General features: G+C 72.6%; 9 protein-coding genes. 4 read left to right on the forward strand and 5 right to left on the reverse strand.

Translation table 11 applies throughout. The features are described 5' to 3' along the window. Window positions 1-34: 34 nt before the first annotated feature. Genes D0T12_RS09225 through D0T12_RS09235 form a run of 3 tightly spaced genes read left to right on the forward strand, consistent with a single transcriptional unit; the run spans window position 35 to window position 2,700 of the window. On the forward strand, window positions 35-1,054 hold the full coding sequence (locus D0T12_RS09225; RefSeq protein WP_117399095.1) for a hypothetical protein: 1,020 nt from the start codon (window positions 35-37) through the stop codon (window positions 1,052-1,054). Window positions 1,055-1,078: 24 nt separating this feature from the next. Beyond that, a complete protein-coding gene (locus D0T12_RS09230) occupies window positions 1,079-1,843 on the forward strand; it encodes a hypothetical protein (protein ID WP_199487388.1) in 765 nt (254 codons plus the stop codon). Beyond that, window positions 1,840-2,700 carry an inositol monophosphatase family protein gene (locus D0T12_RS09235; RefSeq protein WP_117399096.1) on the forward strand — a complete coding sequence of 287 codons (861 nt, stop codon included), beginning with the start codon at window positions 1,840-1,842 and terminating at the stop codon, window positions 2,698-2,700. The genes D0T12_RS09230 and D0T12_RS09235 overlap by 4 nt, the downstream gene beginning before the upstream one ends. 7 nt (window positions 2,701-2,707) lie before the next feature. Here the strand turns inward: D0T12_RS09235 and D0T12_RS09240 are convergent, their stop codons facing one another. Next, a complete protein-coding gene (locus D0T12_RS09240; RefSeq protein WP_233525934.1) occupies window positions 2,708-3,931 on the reverse strand; it encodes an ArsB/NhaD family transporter in 1,224 nt (407 codons plus the stop codon). Between the two features lie 115 nt (window positions 3,932-4,046). Between D0T12_RS09240 and D0T12_RS09245 the strand changes: the two genes are divergently transcribed. Then, window positions 4,047-9,905, forward strand: coding sequence for a WD40 domain-containing protein (locus D0T12_RS09245; RefSeq protein ID WP_117399098.1), 5,859 nt, complete (start codon window positions 4,047-4,049; stop codon window positions 9,903-9,905). Window positions 9,906-9,918: 13 nt separating this feature from the next. Here D0T12_RS09245 and D0T12_RS09250 read toward each other — a convergent pair whose 3' ends face one another. The 4 genes from D0T12_RS09250 to D0T12_RS09265 form a co-directional block, all read right to left on the reverse strand. Further along, the gene (locus tag D0T12_RS09250) at window positions 9,919-10,326 is read right to left on the reverse strand and encodes an SSI family serine proteinase inhibitor (RefSeq protein WP_158581460.1); all 408 of its coding nucleotides are present in this window, start codon (window positions 10,324-10,326) and stop codon (window positions 9,919-9,921) included. A gap of 245 nt (window positions 10,327-10,571) precedes the next feature. Continuing rightward, a complete protein-coding gene (coaE, locus tag D0T12_RS09255; protein WP_117399100.1) occupies window positions 10,572-11,171 on the reverse strand; it encodes a dephospho-CoA kinase in 600 nt (199 codons plus the stop codon). Window positions 11,172-11,189: 18 nt separating this feature from the next. Next, window positions 11,190-11,681, reverse strand: a complete 492-nt coding sequence (locus D0T12_RS09260; RefSeq protein WP_117399101.1) for a GNAT family N-acetyltransferase — start codon at window positions 11,679-11,681, stop codon at window positions 11,190-11,192. 37 nt (window positions 11,682-11,718) lie between these two features. Then, window positions 11,719-13,683, reverse strand: coding sequence for an endonuclease/exonuclease/phosphatase family protein (locus tag D0T12_RS09265; protein ID WP_233525935.1), 1,965 nt, complete (start codon window positions 13,681-13,683; stop codon window positions 11,719-11,721). Window positions 13,684-13,810: the final 127 nt, after the last annotated feature.

Raw genomic sequence — 13,810 nt, forward strand, 5'->3', positions numbered from 1 at the left:
ACGCCGCCGGACTAGGACGGGACTACTACAGAACATGGGCCGCTTCGCCAACTGGCTCGGGAAGAACGCCGACGCCGTGATCGCGCTCGTGCTGGCCATCGTGGTCGCGGTGATCGGCCTCGGGGTGCAGCTGGAGAACGAGGCAGAGATCACCAACAGCGCGATCCTCGCCGTGATCGGCCTGCTGGCGACCTCGGTGCTGCGGGACCGCGGCCGCCGCGCCCCGGTCGAGGCGGAGGTGCGCGACACGCTGCGGGCGTCGTCGACGACCCTGGACGATCTGAGCGGCAGGCTCACGCACATCGAGGGGTTCGAGAACGTCCTGTCCGACACCAAGCGGGCCCTGGACGAGAGCACGGTCGTCCGTGTCATCAACGGCGCGCAGGTCGCACAGGTCCTCGAAGAGGCCCGCCGCGACACCGATCGCTGGTTCTTCAAGGGCGGGACGGGCACCTACATCCGGGCGCGGACCCTCCCCGAGTGCGTGGCGACGGCCCGCCGGGAACGCCGGACGCTGCTGTTCCGCCTGGAGATCCTCGACCCCACCGACGTGGAGGTGTGCGAGGCGTACGCGCGGCACCGCCGTTCGGTGTCGGACGGCCCGGACGCGACGGGCGAGCCGTGGACGCTGGAACGCACCCGCAAGGAGGCGTACGCCACGATCCTGGCGGCGTGCTGGCACAAGCAGCGGTTCGCGATGCTCGACATCGACATCGGCCTGGCGCGGACGATGACGACGCTGCGCTACGACCTGGCGGCGTCCCGGGTCGTGGTCACGCGTGACGACCCGCGCGGTGAGGCGCTGGTCGTCGACAGCACCAAGTTCTATTACGGCTGGGTGAGCGCGGAGCTTCAGACCAGCCTGGACCAGGCGCGCCGCGTCCCCATCGAGCAGGCGAGGCTGGCGCCGCTGGACGACGAGCCCACGGTCGAGGAGGCCCGCAAGCTCTTCGAGGTGATCGGGATCGATCTCGCCCGGCACTACACCGACCGCGACGTCATCGAGATCATCCGGAAGGCGCTGCGGGCCAAGGACCCCTACGAGAGACCGTGAACGTGACCGTGAACGGGTGACCGGGTGAGGTACGAGGAGATCCGCCGGGAGATCGACGCCGGGACGGCGGCGCGGACGCTGCCGGGGTGGGCCGGGCGTGTCCTGGACGACGTGGCGGCGGGCCGTTCCGGTGTCCCGGCCGTGCGTCACCCGCTGGGGTTCGTGTGCCTCCCGGTGGAGCGGGACGGGGATCTCGGCGTGTGCCTGCACATCTGGACGCCGGAGGTCAGCCCGGCGCCGTCCACGACGTCGCCGGTGCACTGCCACAGCTGGGACCTGCTCAGCTTCGTCCTGTACGGGACGGTCCGGAACGTGCGCATGGACGTACGGGCGGGCGCGGCCCCAGGGGAGGCGACGCGGCAGGTCTTCGAGGTCGTCAGCCAGGGCGATGTAGACGAACTGCGGGCCACCGGACGGGTCGTCCGCCACTCCCCCGGCCTGTCCAGCACGCATCGCACCGGTGACTCGTACACCCTCCCGGCGGGCGTGTTCCACACCACGCTGATCGAGGACGGCCGGGAGGCGGCGACGGTCGCGCTCGGTCGCGAGACGCCCGGCGGCGGCGACCTGTCGCTCGGCCCGCTGGACACGCCCACGCACCGGGTGCGCCGTTCGCGCTCCGACCACGCCGCCACCGTGCGCGCCCTGCGGCGCTCCGCCCGCCGCATCGCGGCCGCGCATCCCACGTCCGTGCCCGCGTCCGTGCCCGCGTGCGCGGCGACGCCGTTCGGCGTCGGCTGCGGTTCGGCAACGGACCGGCCACCGGATCCGACTGGAGAGACCCCATGAGATCCCTGCCCCCGCCGTCGGCCCGTCCGGTCGATCTGTCCGCGGCCCGCCGCGTGGCCGTGGACGCGGCCGAGGCGGCGGGCGCCCTGCTCAGCGCCGGTGTGGCCGGGCCCCTGACGGTGCGGGCGAAGGGCACGGCCGGGGACGTGGTGACCGATCTCGACATGGCCGCGGAGAAGGTGATCCTGGGACGGCTGCGGGCGGCGTATCCGGGGCATCGCGTCATCGCCGAGGAGTCCGGGATCCTCGACGGCGCGCCGGGCGAGGAGATGGTGTGGCTCGTCGATCCGCTCGACGGCACCAACAACGTGGCGATCGGCATGCCCGTGTACGCGGTGGGCCTGGCGTTGTGTGCGCGCGCCGAACCCGTCCTCGGCGTCGTTCACGACCCGGTGACGGGACGGACCTGGTCTGCGGTGCGGGGCGAGGGCGCCGTCGGACCGGACGGCGAGTCGCTCAGCCTCGCGGGCCGTCCGCGGCCGGAACGGAAGGGCAACTTCGTCCTGGCGTGGACGCAGGGGCACCAGGTCTCGGCGGGCGACCCGGTCGCGTCCGGTCTCCGGGCCGCGCTGGAGGGACGGTGCGCGCGGATGCTCCAGCTCTGGGCGCCCCTGGTCGCGTGGACGATGCTGGCGCGCGGCGACATCGACGGGATGGTCGGCTACCTGCCCGAGATCGTGGATCTTCCGGCGGGGGCGCTCCTGGCCGCCGAGGCGGGGGCGGAGTTCCGGCGCCTGGACGGGCGGCCGTACCGTCTCGGCATCGACCGTCCCGCGTCTGAGCTCGGTTTCGTCGCGGCGCGCCCGGAGCTGCTCGACCGTCTCCTGGAGACCACGACGAAGTTCCAGGACGGCTAGCGAACCGTCACCCCGCCAGTAGCAGCGCGGGGACGGCGGCCGCACAGCCCGCCACGGCCAGGACCGTCCCGGTGAGGACGAACTTGCGGATGGGGACGCGAACGTCCCAGCGGCGGCACCATTCGAACCACAGCAGTGTGGCCAGCGATCCCCACGGCGTGATGACGGGCCCCACGTTCGCGCCGATGAGCAGTGACAGGAGCTGGTCCTTGTTGGACGCGGGAACGGCCGACTCGCCCGCCACGTAGGCGGGCAGGTTGTTGAGGACGTTCGACAGTCCGGCACCGGAGAACGCGGCCCGGAACGCCCCCGCCGCGCCGTCGTCTCCGCCGATCAGGGCGCGCATGGCGTCGTCCAGGCCGAACCGTTCGAGTGTGGGCACGACCAGGAACAGGCCCGTGACGAACACCATCAGCTGCCACGGGATCAGCGCGGGACGCAGCGCCGACCGGTCGCGGACGACGAAGGCCGCCACGGCGACGGCGGCGGCGACCGTCGCGGCGACGCCGAGCTGGATCCCGGTGTGCACGCCCCCGAGGATCGCGCCGATGAAGACCAGGCACGCGAGACCTGTCGCGGAGAACAGCACGCGATCCTTGACAGGGGCGGGTTCCGGCGGGTCGTAGGAGTCGGCGCCGCGCATCCGCCGCCGCCAGTAGAACACCCACAGCAGTGCCATCGTGACGGCCAGGACCGCCAGTTGCGGCGCCCACATGCGGGCGGCGAACGCGCGGGTCTGCAACGCGACCCGGTCGGCGGCGAGCAGGTTCGTCAGGTTCGAGACGGGCAGCAGGAGGCTGGCCGTGTTGGCGAGCCACACCGTCGTCATGGCCAGCGGAAGGGTCGCGATGTGTGCGCGGGCCGCGAGCGCCAACATGACCGGGGTCAGCAGCACGGCCGTCGTGTCCAGGTTTAGGAAGATGGTCGTGGCCGACGCGAACGCGACGCACAGCAGGAACAGCGCGACGTAGTTGCCTCGCCCGGCCCGTGCCATTCGCTGCGCTATCGCGTCGAAGACCCCGGCCTCCTTGGTGAGCTCCGCCAGGATGATGACGCTGAACAGGAAGAGCAGCAGGGGCGCGACACGCTCGACGCTCGAACGCGCGGTGTCGGCGGGCAGCAGCCCGGTGGCGACGAACACGACGCCGACAACGAGGACGCCGATGCGAACCCAGTCGAGAACTCCCAGGGCGCGCGCCGCACGTCGCGCGAACTCGATCCGGGGTGACACGCGCGCAATGATCCCATAGGCGCCGTGGAGGGCGTCCGCGGGCTGGGGAGTGTGCGGCTGGGGGAGTGCGGCATTGCGCGCTGTGTTCGGCGGTCCCGCGGGCGATACTGACGGCATGACACCCCCCGGCGGCCACACCAGGCAGGAGCGTCCCACCGATTTCTTCATCAGCTACTCCCCCGCGGACGAGCGGTGGGCGTCCTGGATCGCCTGGCAGTTGGAGGCCGCGGGGCACCGGACGATGATGCAGGCGTGGGACTTCGTGCCCGGCACCAACTTCATCGACTTCATGGACCGTGGCCTGTCGGAGGCCAAGGCCGTGGTCGCGGTGCTGTCCAGTAACTACCTGCGCTCCCGGTACGGGCGGTTGGAGTGGATGGCGGCGCTGCGGGCCGACCCGGACGACCCGGCCCGCAAGCTCGTCACGGTCCGGATCGAGGACTGCCCGATCGACGGGCTGCTGTCCACGATCACCTACGTGGACCTGGTCGGGATCGACGACCCGGACGAGGCGCGCCGGCTGCTGATGCGGCGCATCGAGGAGGCCCTCGCGGGCCACGCGCGGCCGGAGAACGGCCCTGGCTTCCCCGGGCCGGGCCGGAGCCTCCCTGGTGCCCGGCCGCCGCTCTCCGGGCGTCTGGAGGGCTCTGAGGGGCCGGCGGAGCACGCCGAGCCCTCATGGAGCGACCCGGCCGGGGAGCGGCCCGCCCGGCGGGCGCCGGTGGCGGCGCCGGCGTTCCCGGCCGCGGGCGGCGACGACGGGCCCCGCGAGCGGCTCAGCGTCCTGCACGTCTCGGGTCCCCGGTTCGGCCGGACGCTCGCCGAGCCCGGCGAACCCACCACGGCCTCGGAGTTGCAGGACCGCATCTGGAGCGACGTGACACGGCTCGCCGACTCCGGCGTGCCGCGCCCCGATCTTCTCGTCGTCACCGGCAACCTCACCCACTCGGGCAGCCGCAAGGAGTTCGCCGAGGCGCTGTCGTTCCTGACGAGCCTGCGTGCGCTGCTGGGTCTGGAGGCTCAGCGCGTCGTCGTGGTGCCCGGCACGCACGACGTGACCCGGGCGGCGTGCCAGGCGTACTTCTCAAGCTGCGAGGCCGACGACATCGAACCGCAGCCGCCGTACTGGCCGAAATGGCGGCACTACGCGGGGCTGTTCAAGGAGTTCTACCAGGGCATCGACGCGCTCATCTTCGACAGCGCCCAGCCGTGGACGCTGTTCCCGGTGCCCGATCTGCGGGTCGCCGTGGCGGGGCTCAACTCGACGCTGCCGCAGTCCCACCGCGAGGCGGACCGGTACGGGATGGTCGGCCGCGCGCAGGCCGCGTGGTTCAACGAGCGTCTGCGGCACTTCAAGGACGAGGGTTGGCTCCGGTTGGGAGCGGTCGAGCACACGCCCATCCCGGGTGAGCCGGGCGCGCTGCGCGACCCCGAGACCGTCGAGATGCTGCTCGGCGGCCACGTCAACCTGTTCTTCCAGGGGGCGCAGTCGGAGTTCGGCGCCGTGCCGCTGCTCGGGAACGGCGTCCCGTCCGTCCCGGCGCTCGGCCCCGGGCGTCACCAGATCGTCGTCCTGCGACGGGACGGCCTGGACCGGTGGATCCCCGAGGACGCCGAACGGCGCGGCCCGGAAATCCTCGACGTGGCCTGGCCGAGCGTGCACGGAACGTTCCCCCCACCGGCCGCGGAGATCCCACCGGCGCCGCCCGTTCCGGAACTCGGCCCGGGAACGGACAGGGTCGTCGACCCGGTGACCGACCCGACGGCCCAGTTGCTCGACCGTCTGACCGAGGCGTGCGAGACGCGCTTCGAACGCGCGACGATCCGGCGCATCGTCCCGTCGCCGCGCGGGGACGGCCGTTCCGACCCGCCGCACCTGCTGCTGACCCACCTGGAGGACGGATTCGTCCGCCAGTACCGCATCGGCGCCCACGTGGGGCAGGTGACCGAGGCGGACGTGGACGCGTTCGTCCGGCACGTGCACGCCGACGGCACCGACCACGGGTCCGAACTGGTGTACCTGGGTCCGGCCCCGGCCCGGTCACTTCGGGAGGACGCTCTCCGGCGCGGCATCCGCGTACGCAGCCTCACCGAGTTCCAAGGGCTCGTCGACCTGTCGGAGTACGTGACGGCCCAGACGGGGCGCCTCTCGGCAGGGGGCCTGTACCCGCCGAGCCTGTACGTTCCGCAGCGCTACCGGGAACTCGACCGGTTTCGAACGGAGACCACGTCCGGTGAAGGGGCCCGTCCCACCGCCGACGTCCGCGACGACGTGGTCGGCGAGATGCTGCGTCTCCTGGCCGCCGACCACGGCCGGTTCCTGCTGCTGCTCGGCGACTTCGGGCGCGGCAAGACGTTCGCGCTGCGAGAGTTGGCCCGCCGCATCCCCTCGGAACTCCCGCACGTCATCCCGATCCTGATCGAGCTGCGGGCCCTGGACAAGGCGCACTCCGTGGACGGCCTCGTCGCCGCGCACCTGGCCAACCACGGCGAGGAGCTGATCGACCTCAAGGCGTTCCACTACATGCTCCGGCAGGGACGCATCGTCCTGCTCTTCGACGGTTTCGACGAGCTGGTGACACGGATGACCTACGACCGGGCCGCCGACCACCTCGACACGCTCCTCCAGGCCGCCCAGGACAAGGCGAAGATCGTGGTGGCGAGCCGCACGCAGCACTTCAAGTCGCAGGCGCAGGTACTGACCGCGCTCGGCGAGAAGGTGGGGGTTCTGCCGCACCGGCGCGTCCTCGGACTGGAGGACTTCGCGCCGCCGCAGGTCCGCTCGTACCTGGTGAACCGGTACGGGGACGAGGGCACCGCGGAGGCGCGGTTGGACATGCTGTCCGGCATCGAGGAACTGCTGGCGCTGACGTCCAACCCGCGGATGCTGTCGTTCATCGCCGACCTGCCCGAGGAGCGGCTCCGCGCGGTCGCGCGGGCGCGCCGCGCCGTCAGCCCCGCCGACCTGTACCAGGAGATCCTGTCGTCGTGGTTGGCGTACGAGGCCGACCGGGTCGGCGGCGCGGGCGGCCCGTCCGGGCTGAAGGCCGACGACATGTGGCGCGCCGTGGGCACGCTCGCGCTGCGCCTGTGGGAGGGCAACGAACAGTTCCTGCGGCTCGCGGAGCTCGCGGACGTCGCGGACACGCTGACCGGCCTGGCCGGGGGACGCCTGTCCCCGCACCAGGTGACGCACGCCGTCGGCGCGGGAAGCCTGCTCGTCCGCACCGACGAGGGCCTGTTCGGGTTCATCCACACGTCGGTCATGGAATGGCTGATCGCCCGCCACATCGCGGACGAGTTCGCCGACGACCCGGCGCCGGCAGCGCTGGGCCGCCGCGCGCTGACCCAGCTCGCCGTCGACTTCCTCTGCGACCTCGCCGACACCCGCGCCTGCCAGGAGTGGGCGGCCCGGGTGCTCGCCGACCCCGACGCCGACGACATCGCCCGCGCCAACGCGATCCGCGTCACGACCCGGCTGCGCACCCCCGCGCACACCGACCTGCGCGGCGCGCGCCTCCAGGGCGAGGACCTGTCCTACCGCGACCTGCAGGAGGTCGACCTGACCGGGGCCGACCTCACCGACGCGCAGCTCGTCGGCGCCAACCTGTCGCGCGCCGTCCTGCGGGACGCGTCCCTGGCGGGGGCGCGCCTGGACGAGGCCACGCTGACGGGCGCGGATCTGCGCGGCGCGGATCTGTCCCGGGCCCGCCTCGCCCGCGCCGACCTCCGCGACGTCACCGTCGACGGCAGCAGCTGGACACGCGCCGCGCTGGTCGACGCCGTCCTGCCCGAACGCGTGGCGCAGGCGCCGGAACTGCGGGAGGCGGCGATCGCTCCCGGCCGCCCCATCGACATCCAGGTCCGCCCGGCAGCGGTGGGCGTCCCGTACGGGTTCCACTTCCAGACCAGCCGCCTTCCGCAGCCCCTGGCGTACAGTCCGGGCGGCTCCGTCCTGGCGGTGGGCAGCGAGGACGGCGGCGTCCTGGTGTGCGACGCCGTCACCGGCACTCCCCTGCGCACACTCCAGGGCCACACCGACCGTGCCTACGCGGTGGTGTTCGACTCGCGGGGAAACCTTCTGGTGAGCGGCTCCGCGGACGGCACCATCCGGTTGTGGGACCTCGCCACCGGCCACGCCACGCACACGCTCACCGTCCACCCCGAAGGGGTATGGCCGGTCGTCGTCGGGGGACGCTCCCCGTCGGGCGGCGAACTCGTCGCGGCGGGCGCGGCCGACGGCACCATGCGCGTCTGGGACGCCGCGTCCGGCGACCTCCTCCACGAGCTGCCCGGACACACCGCGCCCGTCTACACGGCGGTGTTCGACCCCGCCGGTTCGTTGATGGTCACCGGCGACAGGGGAGGAACCCTGCGCGTCTGGGACACGGCCACAGGCGAACTGCGCCGCGAACTGACCGGCCACCGCGGCGCCGTGTACCGGGCCGTGTTCCACCCGGACGGCTCCCTCCTGGCCGCCGGGGACGAGGCGGGCGCCGTCCGGCTCTGGGACATCCGCACCGGCGAGATCAGGCGGGAACTCCGCGGTCACACCGGCCGCGTCTACGCCATCGCCTTCCACCCGGACGGGCGCATCCTCGTCACCGGCGACACCGTCGGGTCCGTCCGCATCTGGAAGGACGGGCACGACCACCGGACCCTCCAGGGTCACGGCGGCGCCATCTACCAGGCGATGTTCAGCCCGGACGGCGGCCGTCTCGCGACCGCGGACAGTTCCGGGTCCGTCCGCCTGTGGGACGCCGAGACCGGCGGGCAGCGCCTCGAACTGGCCGGGCATCGCGGCGCGGTGTGGCCGTTCGCGTTCCGCCCGGACGGCGCCCAACTCGCCACCAGCAGCAACGACGGAACGGCCCGTATCTGGGACGCCGAGACCGGTCAGTCCCGCGTCGTGCTGCGCGGCCACGGCCGACGCGTCACCGGCGTCACGTTCAGCCCGGACGGCGGGATGCTCGCCAGCAGCGGCAACGACGGCCTCGTCCGGCTCTGGGACCCGCGCACCGGCCGCATGATCCGTGAACTCCGCGGTGTCGCCGACAACCTCACCTCCGCCGTGTTCAACACCCGCGACTCGCAGCTCGCCACCGCCACCAACGACGGCGGCGTCCACCTGTGGCAGGCCGGGACCGGCACGTTCGAACGCGAACTGAACGCGGAGACCGACCACGTGTGGGCGCAGGCGTTCTCCCCCGCCGGGGACGTCCTCGCCACCGCCAACGACGACGACACCGTCCGACTCTGGTACTGGACGACCGGCCGCGAGACCGTCAACCTGGCCGACCACCGTGGCCGTGTCCGCTCCATCGACTTCCACCCGGACGGCACCCTCGCCACCGGCTGCGACGACGGTCTCGTCAGACTGTGGCACCCGCGCACGGGCGAACTCCGGGCCACCCTCCAGGGCCACACCGACCGCGTCTACCGCGTGGCGTTCTCACCGTCCGGGGAAACGCTCGCGTCGGCCAGCAACGACGGCACCGTCCGACTGTGGAACCCGGCCACCGGCGAGACCGTCCACACACTCACGGGCCACACCGGCCGCCTATGGACGACCGCGTTCCACCCGTCCGGCAGGCTCCTCGCCACGGCGGGCGACGACATGGTCGTCCGCCTGTGGGACCCGTCGACCGGGGAGACCGTCCACACGCTCACGGGCCACACCCGCCGCATCTGGTCGGTCGCCTTCAGCCCCGACGGCACCCTCCTGGCCACGGCGGGCGACGACGGCGCCATCATCCTCTGGGACGTCCCGGAGGAGACGACCCCCACTCACCGCGCGACCCTTCTCGGCCTTGCCGAGGGTTGGGCCGCGCTGGCCCCGGACGGCCGCTACAAATGGGAGGGCAACGTCACCGCAGAATTCTGGTACGCCGTGGGAATGTGCCGCTTCGAGCCGGGCGAACTGGACGCCTACCTCCGCGACGTGCACCAACTCCCCCTGGACGCCCCTTTCTGAGGCTGTTCGGCCGTCAGAAGTTCAGGACGTGGCCGTGCTGGTGCCGGGCACAGCCGTCGTTGGTGATGGTCTCGAAGTACGGCTCGATCGGCACGCCCCGCCAATAACCGGTCGCGGTCGCGTCCACCGGTTCCCAGTACTGAAGGCACAACCATCCCCTGTTCCAGGGAACGTCCTTGATGCGCCCGTTCACCTTGGCGAGCTCGGCACAGGCGACTTCGGCGTTGGCATGGGTCCCACCGGCCGGTTCGCAGGTCAGCGTCGCGGTACGGGGCTTGCCGCCCTCTTGGGGTGTGACCGCAAGCTTGATCTCCGTCAGTGGCAGGGGCGGACTGCTCGCGGCGACGGCGGGAGCCGTCACGGCGACACCGCCCGCGACCAGGCTCAGTCCCATGAACAGGCGAATCGCTACGGAAGTCATGAACACCTCCATGATCAAGAGTGATTGGGCTCATTACACCACCGACAAAAATTCTGTCCAGGCCCATATCCGCTCACGAAGGGGTCACCGAAAGACCGTTTTCACCATTTTTGATGGCCCCGGGAAGGTTCCGCACCCACCCAGAAAAATGTTTCACCCGCGGAGACGTCGAAGAACGGCGACGCGGCCCCACCGATCGTCACGAGACGAATCGCGACGACCACGTGGGGTGCGCGATAACGACCTCAGTCGCCCTGCCTGCGGGTCAGGGCGTACCAGAGGGCGTCGACCTGGGCTTTCAGGGCGTCGAGGGAGCCGGAGTTGTCGATGACGTGGGTGGCGACGGCACGGCGGCCCTCGCGGGACGCCTGGGCGGACATGCGGGCGCGGGCGTCCTCCTCGGTCATGCCGCGCCGGGCGACGAGACGGTCGAGCTGGACGTCCTCGGGAGCGTCGACGACGACGACCTCGTCGTACTGGGACGCGAGGCCGTTCTCCGCCAGCAGCGGGACGTCGTGGACGACGACGGCGTCGTCGGGGGCCTCGTCCATCAGCCGCTTCGTGCGCTCCGCGACCAGGGGGTGGACGATCGCGTTCAGGGCGGCGAGCCGTTCCGGGTCGGCGAACACGATCCGGCCGAGCCTCTCACGGTCGAGGGCGCCGGACGGCAGCAGCACGTCCGCGCCGAACTCCGCGACGACGGCGGCGAGGCCCGGCGTGCCCGGCTCCACCACCTCGCGGGCGATCCTGTCGGCGTCGATGACGACGGCGCCGTGTTCGGCGAGGCGCCGCGCCACCTCGCTCTTGCCCGACCCGATCCCGCCGGTGAGGCCCACTTTCAGCACGGGCCCCACCCTAGACCGTCAGGCGGTTTCGACGGGGACGAGGGGTTTGCGCATGTGCACGAGGGTGAGGTGCGCCGCGACCCGTTCCCGGTGCGTCTCGGTGTAGCCGAGGCGGCGGTACAGGCGCAGGTTCGTCTCGCTGAGGTGGCCGGTGAACAGCACGCACGCGTCGGCGCGCCCGCCCACCGCGGCCTCCAGCGCGGCCAGGAGCCGCCCGCCGATGCCCCGGCCCTGCAGGTCGGGGACGACGACGAGCCGGCCGATCAGGCACGTGTGGTCGCTGAACTGGGCGCGGACGGCGCCGACGACACGTCCGTCCAGCACGGCCTTCAGGACCACCGCGTCACCGGCCAGAGCCTTCCGGAGCTGCTCGACCGACTCGACCAGCGGGGGAAGGAACGGGTCGCCGTACAGTTGCGCCTCCGTGACGTAGGCGGCGCGCTGAACGGTCAGCAACTCTCCCGCGTCCTGCGGCCCGGCCCGTTCGATCGAGACCGTCGGTTCGCTCATGCCATGACCCTAGCGGCGGAGCGGAGGCCGGGTCCGGTCAGCGGCCGATCCGGACGGTGACGGCGACGGGATAGTGGTCCGAGGCGTCGGAGACGGGCACGTCGTATTCGGTGACGAGGACCCCGTCCGATCCGAAGATCCAGTCGACGTGGGCGCCGTCGGACCTGGTCGGGGACGAGTCGTCGCCGATCGCGGCGCTGCGCAGCTCGGTGCCCTCGGTCAGCGCGACCAGTTCGGGGCTGCCGGGCTCGGCGTTGAAGTCGCCGCCGATCAGCGTGCGGGGCGCGCCGCCCCAGGCCCGCAGCAGCACCGCGATCGACCGGGCGCGTTCCTCCGCCTGGCCCTCGCCGCCCTCGAGGTGCGTCGACCACACGTCCATGGTGGTGCCGCCGACTCCGAGCCGCGCCCACACGTAGCCGCGGATCTGCGACCAGTCGCCGCGCGACATCCGTCCCGTCCCGGAGCTGCGCACCGGCAGGGACGTGAGGATCGCGTTGCCGAACTGGCCGTCGGCGGCCGGGCCCCAGATCAGCGTCATGCCGAGGCGCCGCGACAGCCACACGCCGACGTCGGCGGTGCCGGACAGCAGGGACCCGCGGCCCGCCTCCTGAAGCAGGACGACCTGGGCGCGCTGCCCCTCGATGACGCGGGCGACGCCCTCCGGGTCGAGCCGCCCCGACTGGTCGACCGCGTCGTGGATGTTGTAGCTGAGCACCCGCACCTGTCCGGGGACGGGCGCCGCCTGCGCCTTGCCGTCGGGCGCGGCGACGGTGAACACGAGCGTCCCGGCGAGGAGGCCGAGCGCGGCGGTCCCGGCGGTGAGGGCCCGCAGCGGCGCGCGGGCGGGCAGCGGCCCGCCGCGGGCGGCGGCGATCGCGGCGAGCGCGCCGAGCAGGATCCCGGCGAGCCCGGGCAGCAGGTTGTTCGGGAACGGCAGCGGGGAGACGGCGCTGACCTGGTACGGGACGAGGACGACGACGATGAGCAGGCCGCCGAGCGCGGCGCCCGCGTCGATCCGCCAGACGGGGCCGCCGGTCCCGGCGCGCCGCAGCGGCGCCCGGCACGCGACCGCCAGCAGCCACGCCGACAGCACCTGCCCGACGATCACGATGGGAACGATCTCGACACCGGAGATCGCGTACGTTCCGGCGACGGCGCCCGCGCCGACCCCGAGGACGGTGCCGCCGAGCACGCACACGCCGCCCGGGACGGCCCGGACCGCGAGACCGGACGCGAGGAACGCCAGCGCGAGCCCCTGCCCGGCGACGATCACGATGTGCGCGACGGTCAGCGACCGCCATCCCGACGACGCGACGAACGCGGGGCTGGACAGGACGAGGACCTGCAACGCAAGGAACGGGCCGAACGCGGCGGCGCCGAGCGCGTCCCGCCACGAGATCCCGGGCGCGGCGACCGGCCCGGACGCCAGTTCCCGGTACAGGGCGGCGACTCCGACGCCGACGAACACCAGGCACGCCGCCCACGGGCCGACGCCGGACCGCCACACCGGGTCCCAGGTGGCGAAGCACATCCGTACGGCGGTGTCGATCGACAGGCCCGCGACGGTGGCGGTGGCGAACCCGACGCCGGACAGGCCGCGGGCGCCCTCGTACAGCGCCGCGACGGCGATCATGCCGATGGCGGTGCCCGCGAACGCGAGCCACGTCCGCGGTTCGATGGCCTGGGCGATGAGCCGGACGGCGAACAGCCCGCCGATCCCGGCGAGCAGCAGGCCGCGGAAGCCGGCGTACCGGCGGATCAGCGGCGCGGCGAACCCGGCGAGGCACACGACCAGGACGCCCAGGGCGGCGGCGGCCGTCCCGGCCTCGTCGGCGAAGTGGTCGAGCTGGGGCGGCGAGAACCGCAGGGTCTGCGCGAGAACCGCGACGGTGACCGCGATCAGTGCGAGTCTCGCGGGGCCCTGCGGCACGATCGGCGGTGCGGCCTCGGCGGGGCCGCCGGTCCTGGCGCCGGTGACGGTGTCGGCGTCTGTGCTGGCCAATTGAACGAGTGCTCCCGGGACGAACGGCGAGACTACCGAAAAGAACAGCGCAACCGAGCACGGCCGGAGGCCGATCCATCAAGATCGTTCTCCGGCCGTGGTCGGGATGTCACAGGCCGATGTTCGG

The organism is Actinomadura spongiicola (assembly GCF_003432485.1).
Classification (GTDB): Bacteria; Actinomycetota; Actinomycetes; order Streptosporangiales; family Streptosporangiaceae; genus Spirillospora; species Spirillospora spongiicola.

Coding starts and splice junctions, on each gene's coding strand:
- D0T12_RS09235 (WP_117399096.1), top strand. CDS start 1,840: ATGAGATCCCTGCCCCCGCCGTCGGCCCGTCCGGTCGATCTGTCCGCG.
- D0T12_RS09245 (WP_117399098.1), top strand. CDS start 4,047: ATGACACCCCCCGGCGGCCACACCAGGCAGGAGCGTCCCACCGATTTC.
- D0T12_RS09225 (WP_117399095.1), top strand. CDS start 35: ATGGGCCGCTTCGCCAACTGGCTCGGGAAGAACGCCGACGCCGTGATC.
- D0T12_RS09260 (WP_117399101.1), bottom strand. CDS start 11,681: ATGAGCGAACCGACGGTCTCGATCGAACGGGCCGGGCCGCAGGACGCG.
- D0T12_RS09250 (WP_158581460.1), bottom strand. CDS start 10,326: ATGACTTCCGTAGCGATTCGCCTGTTCATGGGACTGAGCCTGGTCGCG.